The sequence below is a fragment of the Sinomonas gamaensis genome (assembly GCF_005876955.1).
GTDB classification, from domain to species: domain Bacteria; phylum Actinomycetota; class Actinomycetes; order Actinomycetales; family Micrococcaceae; genus Sinomonas; species Sinomonas gamaensis.
The window spans coordinates 394205-414538 of the sequence record NZ_SSCL01000003.1; the positions used below are offsets into that span (position 1 = coordinate 394205).

General features: G+C 68.1%; 21 protein-coding genes. 8 read left to right on the forward strand and 13 right to left on the reverse strand.

Annotation, left to right across the window (positions count from 1 at the left end):
* Positions 1–34 precede the first annotated feature (34 nt).
* Together E5679_RS06655 and E5679_RS06660 are read right to left on the reverse strand one after the other, a co-directional pair.
* A complete protein-coding gene (locus E5679_RS06655; protein WP_138414269.1) occupies positions 35–664 on the reverse strand; it encodes a nitrobindin family protein in 630 nt (209 codons plus the stop codon).
* Between the two features lie 144 nt (positions 665–808).
* On the reverse strand, positions 809–1555 hold the full coding sequence (locus E5679_RS06660) for a permease (protein WP_249335991.1): 747 nt from the start codon (positions 1553–1555) through the stop codon (positions 809–811).
* 89 nt (positions 1556–1644) lie between these two features.
* Here E5679_RS06660 and E5679_RS06665 point away from each other — a divergent pair, with 89 nt between their 5' ends.
* The 7 genes from E5679_RS06665 (at position 1645) to asd (ending at position 9334) form a co-directional block, all read left to right on the forward strand.
* Positions 1645–2340, forward strand: a complete 696-nt coding sequence (locus E5679_RS06665; RefSeq protein ID WP_138414270.1) for a winged helix-turn-helix transcriptional regulator — start codon at positions 1645–1647, stop codon at positions 2338–2340.
* A gap of 178 nt (positions 2341–2518) precedes the next feature.
* On the forward strand, positions 2519–3502 hold the full coding sequence (gene mshD, locus E5679_RS06670; RefSeq protein ID WP_138414271.1) for a mycothiol synthase: 984 nt from the start codon (positions 2519–2521) through the stop codon (positions 3500–3502).
* A 105-nt stretch (positions 3503–3607) separates the two neighbouring features.
* Positions 3608–5839, forward strand: coding sequence for an RNA degradosome polyphosphate kinase (locus E5679_RS06675; protein ID WP_138414339.1), 2232 nt, complete (start codon positions 3608–3610; stop codon positions 5837–5839).
* 2 nt (positions 5840–5841) lie between these two features.
* The gene (locus tag E5679_RS06680; protein WP_138414272.1) at positions 5842–6822 is read left to right on the forward strand and encodes an NUDIX hydrolase; all 981 of its coding nucleotides are present in this window, start codon (positions 5842–5844) and stop codon (positions 6820–6822) included.
* Between the two features lie 12 nt (positions 6823–6834).
* Positions 6835–7656, forward strand: coding sequence for a thymidylate synthase (locus tag E5679_RS06685; RefSeq protein ID WP_138414273.1), 822 nt, complete (start codon positions 6835–6837; stop codon positions 7654–7656).
* Positions 7653–8171, forward strand: coding sequence for a dihydrofolate reductase (locus tag E5679_RS06690; RefSeq protein WP_138414274.1), 519 nt, complete (start codon positions 7653–7655; stop codon positions 8169–8171). The genes E5679_RS06685 and E5679_RS06690 overlap by 4 nt, the downstream gene beginning before the upstream one ends.
* 23 nt (positions 8172–8194) lie before the next feature.
* Complete coding sequence (gene asd / locus E5679_RS06695; RefSeq protein ID WP_138414275.1) at positions 8195–9334, forward strand: aspartate-semialdehyde dehydrogenase; 1140 nt, start codon at positions 8195–8197, stop codon at positions 9332–9334.
* Between the two features lie 11 nt (positions 9335–9345).
* On the opposite strand, the gene E5679_RS06700 is transcribed toward asd, so the two are convergent.
* From E5679_RS06700 to E5679_RS06750, 10 genes are all read right to left on the reverse strand, one after another.
* Positions 9346–10470: a winged helix DNA-binding domain-containing protein gene (locus E5679_RS06700; RefSeq protein ID WP_138414276.1), complete on the reverse strand. Its 1125-nt coding sequence runs from the start codon at positions 10468–10470 to the stop codon at positions 9346–9348.
* Between the two features lie 60 nt (positions 10471–10530).
* Positions 10531–11712, reverse strand: coding sequence for an acyl-CoA dehydrogenase family protein (locus tag E5679_RS06705; RefSeq protein ID WP_138414277.1), 1182 nt, complete (start codon positions 11710–11712; stop codon positions 10531–10533).
* 41 nt (positions 11713–11753) lie between these two features.
* The gene (locus E5679_RS06710; RefSeq protein ID WP_138414278.1) at positions 11754–12416 is read right to left on the reverse strand and encodes a TetR/AcrR family transcriptional regulator; all 663 of its coding nucleotides are present in this window, start codon (positions 12414–12416) and stop codon (positions 11754–11756) included.
* Positions 12413–13477 carry a UDP-N-acetylmuramate dehydrogenase gene (locus E5679_RS06715; protein WP_138414279.1) on the reverse strand — a complete coding sequence of 355 codons (1065 nt, stop codon included), beginning with the start codon at positions 13475–13477 and terminating at the stop codon, positions 12413–12415. Before E5679_RS06715 ends, E5679_RS06710 begins: the two co-directional genes overlap by 4 nt.
* Positions 13478–13490: 13 nt before the next feature.
* On the reverse strand, positions 13491–13937 hold the full coding sequence (locus tag E5679_RS06720; RefSeq protein ID WP_138414280.1) for a MaoC/PaaZ C-terminal domain-containing protein: 447 nt from the start codon (positions 13935–13937) through the stop codon (positions 13491–13493).
* Positions 13934–14383, reverse strand: a complete 450-nt coding sequence (locus E5679_RS06725; protein ID WP_138414281.1) for an FAS1-like dehydratase domain-containing protein — start codon at positions 14381–14383, stop codon at positions 13934–13936. The genes E5679_RS06720 and E5679_RS06725 overlap by 4 nt, the downstream gene beginning before the upstream one ends.
* Positions 14384–14392: 9 nt before the next feature.
* Entirely contained in the window at positions 14393–14626 is a 234-nt protein-coding gene (locus E5679_RS06730; RefSeq protein WP_138414282.1) for a DUF3188 domain-containing protein, read from the reverse strand.
* Between the two features lie 7 nt (positions 14627–14633).
* Entirely contained in the window at positions 14634–15518 is an 885-nt protein-coding gene (locus E5679_RS06735) for an HpcH/HpaI aldolase/citrate lyase family protein (RefSeq protein WP_138414283.1), read from the reverse strand.
* A 345-nt stretch (positions 15519–15863) separates the two neighbouring features.
* Positions 15864–16301, reverse strand: coding sequence for a pyridoxamine 5'-phosphate oxidase family protein (locus E5679_RS06745; protein ID WP_138414285.1), 438 nt, complete (start codon positions 16299–16301; stop codon positions 15864–15866).
* A gap of 101 nt (positions 16302–16402) precedes the next feature.
* Positions 16403–18106, reverse strand: coding sequence for a glycoside hydrolase family 13 protein (locus E5679_RS06750; RefSeq protein ID WP_138414286.1), 1704 nt, complete (start codon positions 18104–18106; stop codon positions 16403–16405).
* A gap of 150 nt (positions 18107–18256) precedes the next feature.
* Between E5679_RS06750 and E5679_RS06755 the strand changes: the two genes are divergently transcribed.
* Positions 18257–19411 carry an ROK family protein gene (locus E5679_RS06755; RefSeq protein ID WP_249335992.1) on the forward strand — a complete coding sequence of 385 codons (1155 nt, stop codon included), beginning with the start codon at positions 18257–18259 and terminating at the stop codon, positions 19409–19411.
* Between the two features lie 3 nt (positions 19412–19414).
* Here E5679_RS06755 and E5679_RS06760 read toward each other — a convergent pair whose 3' ends face one another.
* Positions 19415–20332 carry an aldo/keto reductase gene (locus E5679_RS06760; protein WP_138414340.1) on the reverse strand — a complete coding sequence of 306 codons (918 nt, stop codon included), beginning with the start codon at positions 20330–20332 and terminating at the stop codon, positions 19415–19417.
* Positions 20333–20334 lie beyond the last annotated feature (2 nt).

The window sequence follows — 20334 nt, forward strand, 5'->3', positions numbered from 1 at the left end:
CATAACGTCGAACAGGTCCGATTCAGTCCGGAAGTCACTCAGTGGGCTGCTGATGGTTCTCCGGCGGCGCCACGCGACGCAGGATGGCCGAGGCATGAGGCGCAAGCGGGGTCCCGCCCGAGGCGACGTCCCAGCGCCAGAACAAGTCGCCGTTGACCAGCCCGAAGATCCTGGTGGCCGCCGAATAGTCGCGGCTGTGGGCGCCGCGGAGCACCGCATCCGTGCTCAAGTGGATCTGCGGCCCCTTGATCTGCCCGTAGTAGAGCTCCGCAATCCCGCCCGGATGCAGGACGCTCACCACGATGTCGAACCCGCCGTCGGTGTTCCTGAGGGCTTCGACCTCGTCTGCCGACTTGTAGGCGGGGACAATGTCCGCCGGCGCCAAGCCCGGGCCGCCGTCCGCGTCCTGAAGCGGCCGGTCCAGCTGCCAGAAGCCCGTCTCGACGGAGAGCGGCCTCAGGCGTGTGCCGTTCTCGTCGCAGAGCCAGCTCTCGGCGGTGTATTCGAGATACGGGAAGCCATGGTGGGCAAAGGTGACGTGCTGCCCGAAGTGCTCATCTCCGGCTTCCCCCGCGCCGAGACGCCCGCGCCCTTCCCACTCGCCGATCAGCCACGACAGTGGGACCAGTTCGGGAGTGAGTCCTGTGGGGATCTCAATGGGCACAGCGGGCTCCGCGTCAGCGCTGGCCGCGGAAGAGGCCGAGGATGGCGTAGACGGCGAACCACGCCATGGAGATGCCGGCGATGACAAGGAGGACGAGGAACAGGATTTCCCAGGCAAGAACAGACATAGCGCCCATCGTAGCTCCTAATAGATAAGGAGCTTGTCGATGAAGTAGGCGAGCGAACCGACGGCGAGCACGGGCCCGAGGGCAAGCGCGACAAGGCCCGTTCTGGGCATGGGCCGGGAGCGTGTCCGGTTCAGACGGCGCACCGCGGCGAGGACCGCTCCGATGAGGGCGCCTGTCGCTGTGGCGGGAATCACGGCGACGTCGGTGAGGACGAGGGCCGCAAGCGGTGCCGCGAGGCCTGCGAAGACGATGGCCAGAGGCGCAACGATCGTGTCCGGCCAGTTGATGGCGCCCACGAGGAGGGCGACGGCCGTGCTGATGCCCGCCACGAGCAGCATCGAACCCATGCCGGTGAACCGGGCCGTGGCGATCCAGCCTGCGCCCAGGCTGCACAGGAGCACTCCCGCGCTCGCGCCGAGGGTGGATTCGAGCCGGTGGCTCTGCCCGGTGCCGCGCAGGAGCTGCACCACGATGACCGCCATGATGCCCACCGCGACAACGGCGGGAGTCCACTCGAGGTACTCGGGTCCCTTGACGGCGGCTGCTGAGAGGCCGGCCGCCGCACCCGCGAGCGCGAGGATGATCCCGTTGGTCCGCTTCGCCGGGATTCCGAGGAACGTGGGCCAGCACAACCCGGCTGCAATCGAGAGGACGACAGCGACTGCGGCCTGCGCAAAAGGCCCACCGAGGCTGGACGCGACGAGGGCGGCGGTTCCCACAACGCCGATGCCTGCAGCCGCCGCGCCGCCGATCCACGTCTTCACGCTGCCATCCTTTCACAGGCGTCCCCGTATAATCGTCCGCATCAGTACGACCTGCCCGACGCTGTGCAGCCTGCTCTTCGGGAGGACCCATGTCGCACATCCTGCTGCTGACCAACAGCCGAGGCTCTTCGGTCGAGGTCCTTCCTGCCCTCGAACTTCTGAACCATCAGGTTCACATCCTGCCCGCCGAGCCCACCGCCCTGCTCGACGCCGACCCGGCCGACGTCATCTTCCTCGACGCCCGGAAGGATCTCGTGGGGGCGCGCTCCCTGACGCAGCTCCTCAAGGCCACCGGGCTCAGCTCCCCCCTTCTGCTCATCCTCACGGAGGGCGGGATGGCAGCGGTCTCCGCCGCCTGGGCGGTGGATGACATCGTGCTCGAATCCGCGGGGCCCGCGGAGATCGAGGCCCGCATCCGGCTGGCGATCTCGCGCACGGCCCACGTCGAGGAGCCCGAGACGGAGATCCGCGCCGCCGGCGTGGTGATCGACGAAGCGAGTTACACCGCTAGGGTCAACGGCGAAGCGCTCAACCTCACCTTCAAGGAATTCGAGCTCCTGAAGTACCTCGCGCAGCATCCTGGACGCGTCTTCACGCGCCAGCAGCTGCTCACCGAAGTGTGGGGCTACGACTATTACGGCGGCACGCGCACCGTGGACGTTCACGTCCGCCGACTGCGCGCCAAGCTGGGACCCGACCACGAGGGTCTCATCGGAACGGTGCGCAATGTGGGCTACCGGCTCACGCTCACCCGCCTCACCGAGGACGAACTCAGCGACGCCTGACGAGGAAGGGCCTCGCATCCGGTTGGATGCGAGGCCCTTCTCGTCTCTGTGGAGGACATACGGGTCGAACGTATCGCGGCCACCCCACTGGTGGATCCCCCTCGTGCGGCCTGCCCGGCCGCGGGTTCCCCACTCTACACAAGCGTGTCCCGGCGGGCAAAACCGCTAGCCTAGCTTCATGACGAGCGCATACCCCCAGGACTGGCCCGCCATGGTCGTCGAAGGCCGCGTTCCCCGCGCCCTGTGGTCCGAGATCGAGGGCCTCCTGACGGCCGCCGAGGAATCGGACGGCAACCCGTCCCTCTCCGAGCAGACCACGGTCCTGATGCGCTCGCCGGAGACACGATCGGAGGAGATCCTCACGGTCGCGGTCCACGCCTTGGACGACACCTCGGGATCGTCGGCTCCGGAAGACCTGGCCGGAGTGGCCGCGATTGCCTTCCAGCCGGACGGCTCGGGCGTCGTGGAGCTCGCGGTGCACCCGACCTATCGGAACCAGGGCGTGGGCGTCCGGCTCATCGAGGCGATCAGGGAGCTCCGCGGACCGGACGGCGACCTGGAGCTGACGGCGTGGTCGCACGGCAACCATGAGGCCGCCGCCGAGCTCGCGGCGATGTATGGCTACACGCCGCTCAGGGAGCTGTGGAAGATGGTGCTCGTGAGGCACGCCGAAGGGCCTGCGCCCACCCTGCCCGAAGGCGTCCGGATCCGGACGTTCGAGCCGGGCCTCGACGAGGAAGCATGGCTCGCGGCGAACCACGCGGCTTTCGCGCACCACCCCGAGCAGGGCGCCCTGCGGCGCAGTGACCTCGAGGCGCGGATGGCAGAGCCGTGGTTCGATCCGGAGGGGTTCTTCCTCGCTGTGGACGACGACGACAGCATCCTCGGCTTCCATTGGACGAAGGTGCACCCGGCCCACGGCGAGCACAGGGCGGTCGGCGAGGTCTACGTTGTCGGCGTCGTCCCGTCGGCGCAGGGCCGCGGGCTGGGTCTCGCCTTGACCCGGGTGGGGATCGACTACCTCCACGGCAAGGGGCTCAAGACCGTGATGCTGTACACCGACGCGGACAACGAGGCCGCCGTCGCGCTCTATCGGAAGCTCGGCTTCACCCTCTGGGACAAGGATGTGCTGTACGGTCCGGCCGCTCCGACGACTGTGTAGGCTGGATCCGGATGACCTGAGAGCTCCTGCGGAGGAACAGTGACCGAAGCCCAGAACCAGAGCCCTGCAGCACTGGCGCCGCAGAACGCAGACCTTGCGGTTGCCGTGTCCACGCGGCCGGCGCCGCGACCAGACGGTGCAACACCTGTCTTCGGCTCATCCGAGGTCCCCGCATCGCGGGCCACCGAGGATCGCATCGATATTCCGCAGTTCTTGCCGAGCCCTTCCCCCGAGGGCGAGATCGGCCCCGACCGCTTCCTCGACCGCGAGCTCAGCTGGCTCGCCTTCAACGCCCGGGTCCTCGAACTCGCGGAAGACCCCGATCTGTTCCTCCTCGAGCGAGTCAACTTCCTCTCGATCTTCGCCTCGAACCTCGACGAGTTCTTCATGGTGCGCGTGGCCGGGCTCAAGCGGCGCATCGCCACCGGCCTCGCGGTTCCCTCGGCCGCCGGGCTGAGCCCGCACGAGGTCCTCGACCGGATCTCGATTGCGGCGCACGAGCTCCAAGAGCGGCATTGCCGCGTGTTCAACGAGCAGATCCGGCCGGCGCTGGCGGAGGCCAACATTCAGCTCGTGGCGTGGGACGACCTCGGAGAGAACGAGCACGAGCGACTGAGCTCGCTGTTCGCCGAACAGGTCTTCCCGATCCTCACGCCGCTTGCCGTGGACCCGGCGCACCCCTTCCCGTACATCTCGGGCCTCTCCCTCAACCTCGCCGTGGTCGTGCGCAACCCTGTCAGCGACAAGGACCTGTTCGCACGCCTGAAGGTGCCCGACCAGCTTCCCAGGCTTATCTCCGTCGACGGCCCGCGCGCCGGGAACGTCCCCGGCCGGCTCGCCCGCTTCATCCCGCTCGAGGACCTCATCGCGGTGCACCTCGACCAGCTCTTCCCTGGGATGGAGGTCGTGGAGCACCACACGTTCCGCGTGACGCGCAATGAGGACCTCGAGGTCGAGGAAGACGACGCCGAGAACCTTCTGCAGGCTCTCGAGAAGGAACTCCTCCGGCGCCGGTTCGGCCCCCCCGTGCGCCTTGAGGTGACCACGGACATCAACCCGAATATCCGCGCGCTGCTCGTGCGGGAGCTCGGCGTCGACGAGCCCGAGGTGTACTCCCTTCCCGGGCCGCTCGACCTGCGCGGCCTCTCGGTGATCAGCAGCATCGATCGGCCGGAACTGCACTACCCGAAGCATCTCGCCCATACCTCGCGCTTCCTCAACGAGTCCGAGACCGCCAAGGCGGCCAACGTCTTCGCAGCGATGCGCCGGCGGGACATCCTCCTCCACCACCCCTACGACTCGTTCTCGACCTCGGTCCAGGCGTTCCTCGAGCAGGCTGCCGCGGACCCGAAGGTCCAGGCCATCAAGCAGACGCTGTACCGGACCTCAGGTGACTCTCCTATCGTCGACGCCCTCATCGACGCGGCCGAGGCGGGCAAGCAGGTCCTCGCGCTCGTGGAGATCAAGGCGCGATTCGATGAGCAGGCAAACATCTCGTGGGCACGCAAGCTCGAGGAGGCCGGCGTGCACGTGGTGTACGGCATCGTGGGGCTCAAGACGCACTGCAAGCTCTCCCTCGTGGTGCGCCAGGAGAACGACGGCCTGCGCCGCTACTGCCACATCGGAACGGGCAACTACCACCCCCGCACCGCCCGCTACTACGAGGACCTCGGCCTCCTCACGTGCGATGAGCAGGTCGGCGAGGACCTCTCCAAGCTCTTCAACCAGCTCTCGGGCTACGCCCCCAAGTCGACGTTCAAACGACTCCTCGTCGCCCCGCGCTCGGTGCGCTCGGGGCTCATCGACCGGATCGAGACGGAGATCAAGAACGCTCGCGCGGGGCTTCGGGCCCGCGTGGTCATCAAGGTCAACTCGATGGTGGACGAAGCCATCATCGATTCCCTCTACCGCGCCTCCCAGGCCGGGGTGAAGGTGGACATCATCGTGCGCGGCATCTGCTCGCTGCGGCCGGGTGTCCCGGGCCTGAGCGAGAACATCACGGTGCGCTCGATCCTCGGGCGGTTCCTCGAGCACTCCCGCGCGTTCGCATTCGCGAACGGCGGGAGCCCGGTGGTCTACATCGGATCGGCGGACATGATGCACCGGAATCTGGACCGGCGCGTCGAGGCCCTCGTCCAGCTTCGGAACCGCGAGGACATCAACGACCTCATCTCGCTGTTGGACCGCTACCTCGACGACGGCACCTCGAGCTGGCACCTCGACGAGACCGGCACGTGGACGCGGCACCATCAGGATGCCGAGGGGCGCCCTCTTCAGGACATCCAGTCCTGGCTCCTGGCCTCCCGGACGCGCCAGCGCACCGTGACCATGCGGTGACGATGGCGGATCAATCCCGTCTCGACGACAACCTCGCCGAACAGTCCGGGGAAGCTGTCGCGGTCTACGCGGCCGGTGCGATTCCGTGGAGGGTCCGGCAGGGGGTCCTGGAGGTGCTCCTGATCCACCGGCCGCGCTATGACGACTGGTCGTGGCCGAAGGGGAAGCTCGATCGAGGCGAGACGATGCCCGAATGCGCCGTGCGTGAGGTCCGCGAAGAGGTAGGTGTCGAAGGGCGGCTGGGCATCCCCCTCCCGGCCACCAGCTATCGGGTGACCGCTGGCCTCAAGCTCGTCCACTACTGGGCGCTCAAGGTGCCCAAGTCCGCCGTCGTCCGCCCTGATGGGTCCGAGGTCGACACCACGCATTGGTGCGACGTCGAAGAGGCGTCGACCCTGCTGTCCAACCCCACCGATGTCCTTCCACTCCGGTGGCTTGCCGAGGCGTACCGCCGGGGCGAACTCGACACGCGCCCGATCATCCTGCTGCGGCACGCGAAGGCCAAGCCCCGAGCCTCGTGGACCAAAGCGGAGGGCGACCGCACTCTCGCGGCGTCCGGTGTTCGCCAGGCGGCCGCCGTCGGACGCCTGCTCATGGTGTGGCGACCGGAGCGAGTGGTCACGAGCCCCTGGCGGCGATGCGTCGACACGGTCCGGCCCTACCTCTCCGCCGCCCGCGGCCAGGTCAAGGTGAGGGTCAATGACAAGCTCACCGAAGCCTCGCACTCGCGGCGGCCGGAGAAGGCGGCGGCGATCGTCCCGGCACTCTTCGACAAGCGCAAAAGCGCTGTAATCTGCACCCACCGGCCAGTGCTCCCGACACTTCTGGCGGAATTCGCGGCGCGCTGCGAGCCTGGTGTGGAGAGCGAACTTCCGGCCGAAGATCCCTACTTGGCGCCGGGCGAGATGCTCGTCTTCCACGTGGCGGTCGATGGCCCGGCACGGGTCATCGCGGCCGAGCAGCTGAAACCCTTCGACGACTAGCGAGGCGAGACGATGTCAATTCCGACCCCCTATGAGGATCTGCTGCGCGACGTCTTCGACAACGGCACGTACAAGGCGGACCGCACCGGCACTGGCACGCGAAGCGTGTTCGGCCGGCAGATTCGTTTCGACTTGGCGGATGGCTTTCCCCTGATCACCACCAAGCGGGTCCATTTCAAATCCGTGGCCGTCGAATTGCTGTGGTTTCTCCGCGGCGACTCGAATGTGAACTGGCTGCAGGACCAGGGCGTGAGCATCTGGGACGAATGGGCGGACCGCGACGGCGAACTCGGGCCGGTCTACGGGGTGCAGTGGCGCTCGTGGCCCACGCCGGACGGGAAGCATATCGACCAGATCTCACAGGTGATGGAATCCCTGCGGAGCAATCCTGATTCGCGTCGGCACATCGTCTCGGCGTGGAATGTCGCTGAGGTGTCGAAGATGGCGCTTCCCCCCTGCCACGCGTTCTTCCAGTTCTATGTGGAACCGGGACGCGACGGTGCGCCGGGAAAGCTCTCGTGCCAGCTGTACCAGCGGAGCGCCGACATGTTCCTCGGCGTCCCCTTCAACATTGCGTCCTATTCCCTCCTGACCTGCATGATGGCCGACCAGCTCGGCCTCGAGCCCGGCGAATTCATCTGGACGGGCGGTGATTGCCATATCTACAGCAATCATTTCGAGCAGGTCCGGGAGCAGCTGAGCCGGGAACCGCGGAGCTACCCGAGGCTGAAGATCAACCGCAAGCCTGAGAGCATTTTCGATTACGAATTCGGGGACTTCGAGATCCTCGACTACAACCCGCATCCCGCGATCAAGGCCCCGGTCGCCGTATGAGCAGCGTGGGGCTGATCTGGGCGCAGTCGAAAGAAGGCGTCATCGGGGATCACGGCGGAATGCCATGGCACGTTCCCGAGGACCTTGCCCATTTCGCGGCGGTGACGAAGGGCCACCCTGTGGTGATGGGGCGCAAGACGTGGGACTCCATCCCGTCCAGATACCGGCCGTTCTCCGAGCGGACCAATATCGTGGTGACCCGGCAGGCCGGCTGGGAGGCGGAGGGCGCCGTCGTCGTCCATTCCCTGGACCACGCGCTCAAGGAGGCCTCCGATGCTCCCGGCGGGGAGCTCACGTGGCTCATCGGCGGGGGCGAGCTGTTCGCCCAGGCGCTCGGCAGGCCGGAGGTTGCGCGCGCGGTGGTGACCTTTCTCGATCTCGCCGTGGGCGGCGACACGTTCGCGCCGGAATTGGGGCCCGAGTGGCGTGTCGAGTCCGCCGATCCCTCTGAGGCTGGCTGGCACGAGTCGCGGACGGCCACGCGTTACCGTTTCGTCGAGTTCACGCGCGCGTGAACGCTGCCCGTAAAATGGAAACCATGACTTCTTCGGTGGGCTTTGTCGGCTGGCGCGGCATGGTGGGCTCTGTGCTCATGGAGCGGATGCAGGACGAGGGCGACTTCGCCTCGATCAACCCTGTGTTCTTCTCGACGTCGAACGCCGGTGGCGCTGCGCCCGCGTTTGCTGATTCCGCCGGCGGTGACCCCGGAAGGCTGCAGGATGCCTACGACGTCGAGGCGCTCGCCAAGCTGCCGATCATTGTCACCGCCCAAGGCGGCGACTACACGAAGAAGGTCCATCCGCAGCTTCGCGCCGCCGGGTGGGACGGCCTGTGGATCGACGCCGCGTCGACGCTGCGCATGAACGACGACTCGATCATCGTGCTCGACCCCGTGAACCGAAGGGTCATCGACGAGGGCCTTGCCTCGGGCGTCAAGGACTTCATCGGCGGCAACTGCACGGTCTCCTGCATGCTCATGGGCCTCGGCGGACTGTTCCGCAACAACCTCGTGGAGTGGGGCACGTCCATGACGTACCAAGCCGCTTCCGGCGGCGGTGCGCGGCACATGCGCGAGCTCCTCACCCAGTTCGGCACGCTCAACGGCGCGGTCGCGGCAGAGCTCTCGGACCCGGCGTCGGCCATCCTCGAGATCGACCGCAAGGTGCTCGCGGCCCAGCGCGGCGGCGTCGACGCCACCCAGTTCGGGGTTCCGCTCGCAGGCTCGCTCATCCCGTGGATCGACGCCGACCTCGGCAACGGCCAGTCCAAGGAAGAGTGGAAGGCCGGGGTCGAGACGAACAAGATCCTCGGGACCCAGCAGGGCGGCGCGATCGATCCCGTCATCATGGACGGCCTCTGCGTCCGGATCGGCGCCATGCGCTCGCACTCCCAGGCCCTCACCCTCAAGCTTCGCGAGGACCTCAGCGTCGCCGAGATCGAGCGGATCATCGACGCCGACAACGAGTGGGCGCACGTGGTGCCCAATGAGAAGCAGGCTTCGATGGAGCAGCTGACCCCTGTCGCCGCGTCCGGCACGCTCGACATCCCCGTGGGCCGCATCCGGAAGCTCGAGATGGGGCCGGAGTACATCTCGGCCTTCACGGTCGGCGACCAGCTCCTCTGGGGCGCGGCCGAGCCCCTGCGCCGCATGCTGAAGATCGCGACGGGCACCCTCTAGCCCTCGCGGCGTCAGCCCCTCCAGTACGCCTCGACGCGGGCTGCCGCCTTCTCCACAGCCGCGGCGGTCGTGGGCGGCAGCTCCTCGAACAGCTCAGGCCGGATGCGCGGCGCGGAGGGCGTCCCGCCTTTGAGCCAAGTCCCGACGGCGCGGCCGCCCACCATGATCATCGCCTTGAACACCCCGTTGATGCCCGGAATGATCCGTTCGAGGTACTCGTCCGGGATCGCCACGCTGCGGTCGGGGTAGCCGATGGCCATCTCGTCGAAGCCCGGGAGCGCCACCACGGTTCGGGCGCCGACCCTGGTGTCCAGAAGGTCCCCAGCGGCCGGGCTGCAGAACATGGTGCGCCCGTCGACGTCGACCGCCACAGCGCGCTGGGCTGCGGACTGGAAGGGGCCTTTCACCACACCGAGCGGCTGACCGAGCCACCACGCGAAGTCGCGCTCGTCCACCGGGCCGTGGGAGGCGATGTACCGGGCCGCGAGGAACTCGAGGGCCTCGTCCCCGCTCAGTCCCGGGTCAGTCGGCAGCCATTCGTCGGCCAGACGGAACTCCTGCTGCTTCCCCCGCAGGGGCCCTTGGACGAGCACGAGCCGGTGGCTCAGGATCGAGAGCAGATGGATGCCGCGCTGGTTGCGCGTCGGCTGGCCCGCGGCCTCGAAGGCTTCGAACAGCTCGGCGCGCGTCAACCCGAGGTCGCCGCCCAAGCGCTCTTCCGCCACTTTGCGGACGACGGCGACATCCTCCTCAGCGATCCCCAGGCCCCGATGGCGGGACGCCGCGGAGCGCATGACGCGGTCGGCGGCGAGGCGGACGAAGGTCCGGACGTCCTCGGCGGGGACCAGGAAGAGCGTGCCGCGCATGGTCCACGTGCGCACGATGGCGCCGCCAGCGAGAGCTGATGCAAGGTCTGACGCGGTAGCGGAGGGAGTCCGAACGGCAGCCGCAAGCAGCCCGGAACCGAGGTCTTGGCTCTGCAGGGCTCCCATGCGTCGGACGGCGGCCACGGGATCATCGGCAGGTCTCAAGTCCACGGGGAGCCCGGCGCCGGGAACCAGCCCCTGTGCCGCGAGGCGGAGCCGGGCGAGGGCGTTCAGGGTGGCCTTCAGGCTCTGGTGGGCACGTCCGTCCATGGCTCCATCATGCCCTCAGCTGCGGACAGGATCAGTCCTGACGGTCAGGAGAAGGCCCCATCAGGAAAAGACTCCAAAGCCCGTCACGTCGCGCCCGATGAGCAGCGCTTGGACGCTCTCAGTCCCTTCGTACGTGTGGATCGACTCGATGTCCATCATGTGCCGGATCACGTGGTTCTCCAACAGGATGCCGTTGCCGCCGAGCAGGTCCCTCGCGGTGGACGCGATGAGGCGTGCCTTGCGCGTGTTGTGGTATTTGGCCATCGATGCCTGGGTCGGGCGCATCCTGCCCTGGGCCTCGAGCCGCGCGAGGTGGACGCAGTGGAGCTGCATGCTCGTGAGCTCGGCCAGCATCTGCGACAGCCGGTCCTGGACGAGCTGGAATCTCACCAGGGGCTTCCCGAACTGAACGCGCTCCTGAGCGTAGTTGAGTGCAGCCTCGTACGCGGCTGTGGCGTGGCCGAGCGCAGACCACGCCACGCCGAGGCGGGTGGCCACGAGCACCCGTGAGGTGTCCTTGAAGGTCCTCGCGCCGGGCAGGAGGTTCTCGAGCGGGATCCGCACACCGTTGAGGCGAATGCGCGCCTGATGGACCGCCCGCAGGGAGCCCTTTCCCTCGATGACCTCTGCTTCGTATCCCGGGGTGTCCTGCTCGACGAGGAAGCCGCGGACGTCGCCGTCCTCGTCCCTGGCCCAGACCACGGTGACGCCACCGGACGCGCCGTTGCCGATCCACTTCTTCTCGCCGTCGATGACCCATTCATCGCCATCGCGCCGCGCCCTGGTCTCGAGGCTCACCGAGTCGGACCCGTGATCTGGCTCCGTCAGGGCAAACGCCCCCAACTCCTCGCCACGGGCCAGGGGACCCAGCCAGCGTTCCTTCTGCTCCGGAGAGCCATGGAAGGCGATCGACCGCAGGGCCAGGCCCCCTTGGACGGCGACCACCGTGCCGAGGGACCCGTCTCCTCGCGAGATCTCCATGTTGACGAGCCCGGCAGCCAGAGGACTCATCGGCTCGAGCCCCGGCACCTCGATCCCGTCGGTGAGCAGGTTGAGCTCGCCCAGGCGCTTCACTAAGTGGACGGGGTATTCGGCCCGGTCCCAATAGTCGTTCATCTGGGGCAGGGCCTCATCGACGAACTGCCGGGCTCTCCCCCACACCTCGCGATCAGCGGGGTCGATCTCGGCGAAAACCGAGTAGTAGTCAGTGTCGAGGGCGGCGGAGACGTTGTAATCGGGCACAGGTCAGATTTATCTGAAACGGAGTGTCAGGTCAAGTGACACTAAGTTTCAGAAGATTCCAAGGTGTCCCGGATCCGTCTCGCGATCTCCACTGGGGCGGCCGAGCGCGGGAAGACGGCGACCACCACGTCCTCCCCCGCCTCGCCGGGGAGGACGCGGAAGAGACGGCGGACCACATCAAGCTCGCGCCGCAGGCGCTCGCCGTCCATGCCCGCTTCTCCCCGCATGAGCTCGCGCAGGCAGTAGTTGTGGGTAGCCACAACCGTCGCCGCGAACCGCACGGCATCGAGCGGGGCGAGACCCGGAATGGCCGAAAGGAGGTACCGCTCGAAGAGCCCCTCGTAGCGGAACGTGGTGACGAGCTCCTTCTCGCGCAGCCCGGGCTCCCGGTTCACGACCTGATAGCGCAGCTGTGCCAGATCCCGCTCCTCCCCGAAGTGCGCGAACACGAGCTCCGCGGCACGGCACACTGCTTCCCACGGATCCGGGTGATCGGCGTCGAGAAACGCCCCGGCCTCCTCGAGCAGCGCGTCATGGTCGGCGAAGACCACGTCTTCCTTCGAGCGGAACTGACGGAAGAAGGTGCTCCGCGAGAGCCCGGCTGCCGCCGCGATCTGCTCGGCGCTCGTCGCCTCGTAGCCTTGCTCCGCATAGAGCCGCACCGCCGCTGCGGCCACGTCGTGACGGAACTGCGGCTGGCTCACAGCTCGAGGCCGATGAGCAGGGGTTCGTTCGTGAGCTCGATGCCGAAGCGCTCGCGCACCCCGTCGCGTAGCTCACGGGCGAGCGCGAGGAGATCCTTCGCGGTGGCCGATCCCCTGTTCGTGATGGCAAGGGTGTGCTTCGTCGAGAGCGAGGCTCGGCCGCCGGTGACGCTGTCGGCCTCGAGCCCGTATCCCTTCGGGAACCCTGCGTGCTCGATGAGCCACGCCGCGGACGTCTTCACGAGTCCGTCGCCGGCAGGATAGCGGGGCGCCCCCTCGGGCAGCACCTCTGCGGTAGCAGCGGGAAGGATCGGATTGGTGAAGAACGATCCGGTGGAATAGGTATCCCGGTCCGAGGGATCGAGGACCATCCCCTTCGAGGCCCTCAGCCGCAGCACCTCGCGGCGCACCTCGAGGGCTGACGCCCGCTCCCCCACCTGGACGCCGAGCGCCCGCGCGAGCTCGGCGTAGCGCACCGGCGCGCTCATGCGTCCGAGCGCCAGCTGGAAGTCGACCCGGAGGACGACGTAGCGCGGCGAGCCCGCCGTCGTCGTCTGCTTCAGGAGGGAGTCCCGGTAGCCGAACTTGAGCTCGGAGGGGACAAACGTCTTAACCGCCTGGGCCTCGCGGTCCCACGTACGGACCTGCCAGATCGTCTGGGAGACGTCGGAACCATAGGCACCGACATTCTGCACCGGAGTAGCGCCGGTGGAGCCGGGAATGCCGGAGAGTGCCTCAACCCCGCTCCAAGCGTGATGCACGGCGTAGTCGACGAACTCGTCCCACGGGTGGCCCGCCTGGACGCCGACCGACACCCCGCCGCACGCGTCCGCCGAGTCCAGCTCGAGCCCCTCCGAGGCGATCCTCAGGACCGTCCCCGGGTAGCCGTCGTCGGACACAATGAGGTTCGAGCCGCCGGCGATGATGAGGAGGGGCTCGGCCGCCTGATCCGCGGTCCGGACGGCTTCGATGATCTCGGCTTCGGTGCGCGCTTCCTCGAAGCGCGCGGCCGGGCCGCCGACGGCGGAGGTGGTCAGGGTGGACAGCAGGGTCTGGCTCACCGGTCCAGCTTAGTCACGCGAGGCGGACGACGGCCTGGGCCTTCGTGAGCACGCGCTGGCCCGCGTTAGTGACCATGAGGTCGACGCGTGCGGTGCGGGCCTCGGCGTTGAGCGCGCCGATCGTCCCGACGACCTCGAGGAGTGCCCCCGGCTCGTCCGTCCCTGTTGTGTCGGACACCGGCACGGACTTCGTGAAGCGCGTCTGATAATCCACCACGGCGCCCGGATCTGCGACCCAATCGACCACGAGCTGGACCGCCGCGCCCATGGTGAACATCCCGTGGGCAATGACGCCGGGGAGTTCGACTGCGAGCGCAAAGTCGTTGTTCCAGTGGATCGGATTGAAGTCGCCCGACGCCCCCGCGTACCTGACAAGGTCGCTGCGTGTCACAGAAATCTCGCGGCGCCCGATCTCGGCGCCTGCCTCGAGTTCCTCGAAGGTCACAGATCCTCCCGTCATTGGCCCTCCCCTCGAACCAGGATGGACGACGTAGTCGTGGCCACCTTCTCCCCGGATTCCGCGGCGATCTCGGCGCGCGTCGTGATCATGGCGCCGCCGCCCATCGCCCGGACCTGATCCACGTGAAGCTCCGCGGTGAGCCGATCGCCGGCCACGATGGGTCGGTGGTGCGTGAAGCGCTGCTCCGCGTGGACGACGCGGGAGAAGTCGATCCCCGACTCCGGATCGGCGATGAGCTGGGCATCCGCGCGCTGGGCCACGATGATCGCGAACGACGGCGGCGCAACAAGGTCCGCGTAGCCCAGTGACTGGGCGGCGTCCACGTCGAAATGCGCGGGGTGGACGGCCTTCACCGCGTGGGCGAACTCGCGGATCTTCTCGCGGGCAACGTCGTACACCTCGGCGGGCGGGTAGACACGGCCCTGCAGGTCGGGGTTGATGGGCATGCCAGTAGCCTAGCGGTTGGGACCGCGCAGACGACGACGGGTGTCACGCGCGCGGATGCCGATCCCCACGAGATGGGTCACCAAGCCGAGGCCGATAATCGTGAGCGACGCATAGAGCAGCCACGCGACGCGTCCGAGGTTCGCCGAGATGTTGAGGATGATTCCCACGCCCAAGAGGGCCATGCCGGACAGCACGACCCTCCTGTAGAGCGGTGAGGCGTTCTCCCAGAAGTCGTTCAGCACGTTCGGGTCAGATCGGCTGGACGCCGAAGGCGGTGGCGAGCTTCATGATCTTCTCGGCGCGGCCGAGGCGCGGCAGGTCGGAGCCGTCCCGGATGACGCGGCCGTTGGCCTCGAAGTCGCGCATGAAGTCCGAGGCCCACGCGACATCGCTCGGGGTCGGGCTGATGACCTCATTGATGACCACGGTCTGGTCGATCGCGAGGCACAGCTTGCCCGTCATGCCCATCATGACCGTGATGGCGCTCTGCTCTCGCAGGATCGGGTGGTTCGTGCCGACGGTCGGCCCATCGATGGGGCCCGGCAGATTGCCGACCCGGCTCGCCACGACGAGCTTGGCGCGCGGGTAGGCCATGGCCTCAGGCGTCGCCGCCATGCCGGTATCGCGCCGGAAGTCGCCGGAGCCGAAGGCTAGGCGGAAGGCTCCCTGCGCCTTAGCGATGTGATTGGCTTCCTCGATGCCGACGGCGGACTCGACGAGCGGGATCACGGGGATCTTCCCGTCCATGCGGTGGTAGCTCTCCGTGACCTGGTCCGAGGACTCTGTCTTGGCGAGCATCACGCCGAGCAGCCCCGGCGTACCGCGCAGGCCAGCGAGGTCATCGGCCCAGAACGGGCTCGTCGCGTCATTGATGCGCACCCACGCCTCGCCCCCGGAACGCAGCCACTGGGTCACGTTCTCGCGCGCCTCGTCCTTGTGCGAGGGGTCCACGGCGTCCTCGATGTCGAGGATCACAGCATCGGCGCGCGAGGACGATGCCTCGGTGAAGGTCTCGGGCCGCATCGCGTTGACCAGGAGCCATGAGCGGGCGATCTCGGGATTCACGGCTCGGGCAGGACGGGACAGGTCAGCGCTGGTCGGGCGCGGCGATTCGGCGGCGGTCGTTGAGGTCATGGGTCAACGGTATCCCCCGGGCCCGTCCCGGGCATATTCCTAGATGCTGAGGGAGTACCTTGAACTCCACCCGCCGCACGCCTCCCACCACGTGATGCCGGAGCGCTGCGGCCCATGCATTCCGGGGGACCCGTAGGGCGCGGTGGGATGGACGGTGTGGGATGCGCCTCGCTCGGCGCTCGCAGCAACCTCTCCTGCGGTCTCTTCGCTAACCTGGGGCTCGACATCAGCCATCGCTGTGCTCCTGACTCTTCGAGACAGATGGTCGACGAATCGCTCCCCAGCGCGACGATCCAGTACCAGTGGACTACTGAGAGATTAATATGTCAAGCGATTTGATAAACCTCACGAGAGGAATACCTGGCGCCCCGTGAGCTCCTTCGGTTGGACCTTCACGAAGTGGTCGCGGACGCCTCCTGCCCACGGCTCTTCGGCTGCCACTCCGAAGAGTTCCGTGAGCAGGGACTCATCCTCGACGGAAGTAGCCGAGCCCGAGACGAGCACCGACCACCCCGCTTGCAGACTCGGCGTGACCGAGTCGATCTGAAGCGCTATGCCGTCCTGCGGCAGCGACGCCGCGATAACTCCCCCACGAGACGTGCGGAAGTAGACATCGCCCCGGAGGACGGCATAGTGAACTGGGAAGACCTGAATGCGGCCCTCGCCGGTGAACGCGAACCGCCCGATCCCCGACGATCCGAGGAGAGCCCAGCACTTCTCCTCGTCGAGCTCGACATCCTGATGGCGGGCCCCCGGCCCATAGCCGTAATCAGCCGTGGTCATGGCGTCCTCCTCAAGCGTCGGCCATCAGACTTTCACAGGAGGGCCTTTCGCGAAAGGGGCTTTCAGCACTCCCCCGCCGTCCACTCTCAGTGCTGCGCGCCTCAGTGCTGCGCGCGAATCCAGACGGTCGCCTCGCCCGGCAGCTTGCCGCCGTCGACCTCTGCGCTCGCGATGAGCACCTCGCCCTCCGGCAGCACCACCGGCGCCGTCCCGAAGTTGGCCACGACGTGCCAACCGCCGGGGCGGACGAAGTGGAGCACGTCGTCGTCCGAGGAATCCTGCCAGCCCAGCGATTCGGCCCCCTGAAGCTCGTGGCGCAGCGCGAGGGCGCGCCGGTAGAACGCGAGGGTCGAGCCTGGATCCTTCTCCTGGACGTTCTCCGCGTAGTCCGCGAACCACGCGGGCTGCGGGAGGTGCGAGCCGTTGGAGCCGAAGCCGAACGACGATCCTTCGGCCGGAGCAGCGTCCCACGGGAGCGGGACACGGCACCCGTCGCGGCCCACCTCGACGCCCCTGTTCCGGAAGAACGTCGGGTCCTGGCGGTCCTCGTCCGCAATCTGGCCGACCTCCTGGAGACCGAGCTCCTCGCCCTGGTAAAGGTAGGCCGAGCCTGGCAGCGCGAGCATGAGCAGCGTCGCGGCCTTCGCGCGGCGCAGCCCACGCTCCGCGTCGACCTGGGACGGGTCCCCGCCCTCGAGGAGCCAGTCGACCCCGTCCTGGCCGTGGCCGCGCCGGCCACCGCCCTTGGGGAGGCCATAGCGGGTCGCATGACGGACCACGTCGTGATTGGAGAAGACCCACGTCGACGACGCACCGGTAGCGGCCGCCTCGGCGAGGTTCTTCGCGATGATCTCGCGGAACTGCTCGGCGTCGAAATCAGCCTGGAGGAGGTCGAAGTTGAACGCCTGCCCGAGGCCTTCCGGCGAGGCATAGCGGGCCCTGCGGTCCGCGTGGACCCAGGCCTCGGCGACAGCGGTGCGCGGCGGGTTGTACTCGTTGAACACCTTGCGCCACTCGGAGTAGACGGTGTGCACCTCGTCCCGGTCCCAGAGCGGGTGCTCGCCGTTGCGGAACAGGTCCGCGCGGTGGAGGTGCTCGAGGTTCGGGAGCTCGGCGTCCATGTCCTTCTTGAGGGCATGCGCCACGTCCACGCGGAAGCCGTCGGCGCCGCGGTCGGACCAGAAGCGGAGGGTCTTGATGAAGTCCTCGTGGACCTCGGGGTTGTCCCAGTCGAGGTCCGGCTGCTCCTTCGCGAACAGGTGGAAGTACCACTGGCCCGGCGTGCCGTCGGGTTCGGTGATGCGCTCCCAAGCGGGTCCGCCGAAGATCGAGGTCCAGTCGTTCGGGGGAAGCTCGCCATTCTCGCCGAGTCCGTCCCGGAAGATGTAGCGGGCGCGCGCCGGCGAGCCCTTCGGCGAGGCGAGCGCCTCCTGGAACCAGACGTGCCGGTTCGACGTGTGGTTCGGCACGATGTCGACGATCACCTTGATGCCCGCCGCGTGGAGCGCGGCAGCCATCTCGTCGAAGTCCTCGAGGGTGCCGAGCCGCGGGTCGACGTTGCGGTAGTCGTCGACGTCGTAGCCGCCGTCGGCGAGCGCCGAGGGGTAGAACGGGCTCAGCCACACGGCGTCGATCCCGAGCTCCTTGAGGTAGGGAACCTTCGAGGTGATGCCCTTCAGGTCCCCGAGGCCGTCGCCGTTGGAGTCGGAGAAGCTGCGCGGGTAGATCTGGTAGACGGCCGCCTGACGCCACCACTCGGCGTCGTGCTCGGCGGTGACAGGGACGATGTCTGCACGGTTGGACACCGGTTCTCCTTGTGTGGGAATGAGGGAGCAGAATAATTTAGACTCTAAATATAGGTCGCGACTCCATTATTGTGACGTCGAGCGGAGGTGGTCAAGACGGCGCGTTCAGGCGCGGAAAATGGGCCGGTCGGACCCCATGTGGTGCGTCGTGTGACCGCGAGCGCCGTGCTCGACGAGCTGCGGAGCGGCGGTCCCTTCACGGTGTCAGAACTGGTGGACCTCACCGGGCTCACGCGGGCGACGGTCATTGCCGTGTGCGAGGATCTGGTCCGGCGCGGCTGGGCCGAGGAGCATGTGCTCGAGCGTTTGGGGCCGCAGCGCGGACGCCCCCCGCGGACGTTCGGTTTCCGCGCTGACGGGGGCGTCGTCGTCGGACTCGACATCGGCGCGCACAAGACCACGGCGCTGGTGGCGGACCTCCGGGGTGAGATCCTGGGCACCGCCTCCGGCGCGTTCCGGGACAGCGAGCCGGGGGCGCGGGAGAGGCTCGACGTGGTGAGCTCGACGGCGGTTGCTGCCCTTCGAGCCGCCAGCAGCGCGCCCGAGCGCGTCCTCGCCGTGGGGGCCGGCGTGGCCGCCCCCGTCGATCGGAGCGGACACGTCGCCGAAGGCTCGGACTTCTGGGAGATGTTCGACGTCGGCCTCGCCGCAGCACTGCGGGAACGGCACGGATGGCACGTCCTCCTCGAGAACGACGCGAACCTCGCAGCCCTCGCCGAACAGTGGCTCGGCGCAGCGCGCGGGCTCGACGACGTTGCCGTCGTTCTCGCCGGAGAGCGCCTCGGCGCGGGCCTCATCGAGTCTGGGAGGCTCCTCCGCGGCCGCAACGGCGCGGCGGGCGAGCTCGCGTTCCTCGGGCTTGTCGACGGCGCGGTGGGTCCTCATGGCATCGCCCAGCTCGCGAGGGAGTGGGGCGCGGAGGCCGCTGCCCAGTCGCGAGGCCTTGCCGGACTCGCCCCAGCCGACGTCACCGCCGAGGCAGTCTTCGCGGCGGCCGACGACGGCGACCCCGCGGCGGAGGGCGTCCTGCGTCGCCTCGAGGGGCGCATGGCTCGCGTCATTGCTGTGCTGAGCACGCTCTTGAATCCCGAGCTCGTGGTCCTCGGCGGGGCGATCGCTCCCGCGGCTGCCCGGCTGCTCCCCGGAATCCGCCTCGAACTGAAGGAGCTCACGGAGACGCCCGCGGAGGTCGAGGTCTCCGCCCTCGAAGGCGAGGCCGTGGCGCTCGGGGCGGTGCGACGGGCCCTCGATGACGTCGCGGAGCGGGCGCTGGAGATCGACTTGCCGGGGTCGCAGGCGGGTTAGCGCTTACGGGACCCGCTTCCCCCTCGCCGTCTGGAACAGGACGAACCACTCCTCACGGCTCATCGCCTCCGCAACAGGCCCGGCCTCCGCGCACGCCCGGATCCGCCGCGGGTTCGCCGAACCGACCACAGGCACGATGCCCGCCGGATGCCGCATGAGCCACCCGAGGACGATGGCCTCCGGCGTCGTTCCTCTGGCCTCCGCGAGTTGGGCGACCAAAGCAGAAGTCCTGCGATCCGCCTCGGTGGCCTCCGCCGTCGGCCGTCCTGTGTAGCGGCCACCTGCGAGCGGCGACCACGCCTGGATTTCGATCCCCCGGCGCCGGCAGTGCTCGAGCGTTCCGTGGGGGAAGCTCACGCCGGCGCCGTCCTCGTGGTTGACGAGCACGACACTGTCCGCGAAGCCGCGATGATGAAGGCTCAATTCCAGCTGATCGGCGGCCAGCGGCACGGGAAGGTGATCCTGCAGGGCCTCCATCTGCGCCGAGGACATGTTGGACACTCCGATGGCCCGGATCGCGCCGTCCTCGAGGAGGTGCCCGACGGCGTCTCCCACCTCCGCAGGGTCAAGCAGCGGATCGGGGCGGTGCAGGAGCAGCAGGTCGAGGTAGTCGGTCTGGAGGCGGCGCAAGGTGCCGGCGACGCCGTCGAGGATCGCCCGCCCGCTCAAGTCGTAGTGGCCGAGCCCGCCCGCCTCGCCCAGCCGGATGCCGACCTTGCTCTGGATCTGGATGCGGCCCCTCAGTCCAGAGTCCCTTGCGAGCAGTTCTCCGAACACCGCTTCCGACTTGCCGCGCCCGTAGATGTCGGCGTGATCGAAGCGGGTGATGCCGATCGACAGGGCGGCCTCGACCGCGGCCGAGGCCGCTTCGATCTCCTTGGGGCCGTACTCGGGCGCATCCCAGGCGCCCCCGAGGCCCATGC

What these genes read in the sequence shown, in the direction of transcription:
- E5679_RS06665 (WP_138414270.1), top strand. Translation starts at nt 1,645, where the DNA reads ATGTCGCACATCCTGCTGCTGACCAACAGCCGAGGCTCTTCGGTCGAG.
- mshD (WP_138414271.1), top strand. Translation starts at nt 2,519, where the DNA reads ATGACGAGCGCATACCCCCAGGACTGGCCCGCCATGGTCGTCGAAGGC.
- E5679_RS06680 (WP_138414272.1), top strand. Translation starts at nt 5,842, where the DNA reads ATGGCGGATCAATCCCGTCTCGACGACAACCTCGCCGAACAGTCCGGG.
- E5679_RS06685 (WP_138414273.1), top strand. Translation starts at nt 6,835, where the DNA reads ATGTCAATTCCGACCCCCTATGAGGATCTGCTGCGCGACGTCTTCGAC.
- E5679_RS06690 (WP_138414274.1), top strand. Translation starts at nt 7,653, where the DNA reads ATGAGCAGCGTGGGGCTGATCTGGGCGCAGTCGAAAGAAGGCGTCATC.
- asd (WP_138414275.1), top strand. Translation starts at nt 8,195, where the DNA reads ATGACTTCTTCGGTGGGCTTTGTCGGCTGGCGCGGCATGGTGGGCTCT.
- E5679_RS06700 (WP_138414276.1), bottom strand. Translation starts at nt 10,470, where the DNA reads ATGGACGGACGTGCCCACCAGAGCCTGAAGGCCACCCTGAACGCCCTC.
- E5679_RS06720 (WP_138414280.1), bottom strand. Translation starts at nt 13,937, where the DNA reads ATGACGGGAGGATCTGTGACCTTCGAGGAACTCGAGGCAGGCGCCGAG.
- E5679_RS06725 (WP_138414281.1), bottom strand. Translation starts at nt 14,383, where the DNA reads ATGCCCATCAACCCCGACCTGCAGGGCCGTGTCTACCCGCCCGCCGAG.
- E5679_RS06735 (WP_138414283.1), bottom strand. Translation starts at nt 15,518, where the DNA reads ATGACCTCAACGACCGCCGCCGAATCGCCGCGCCCGACCAGCGCTGAC.
- E5679_RS06745 (WP_138414285.1), bottom strand. Translation starts at nt 16,301, where the DNA reads ATGACCACGGCTGATTACGGCTATGGGCCGGGGGCCCGCCATCAGGAT.
- E5679_RS06760 (WP_138414340.1), bottom strand. Translation starts at nt 20,332, where the DNA reads ATGGGCCTCGGGGGCGCCTGGGATGCGCCCGAGTACGGCCCCAAGGAG.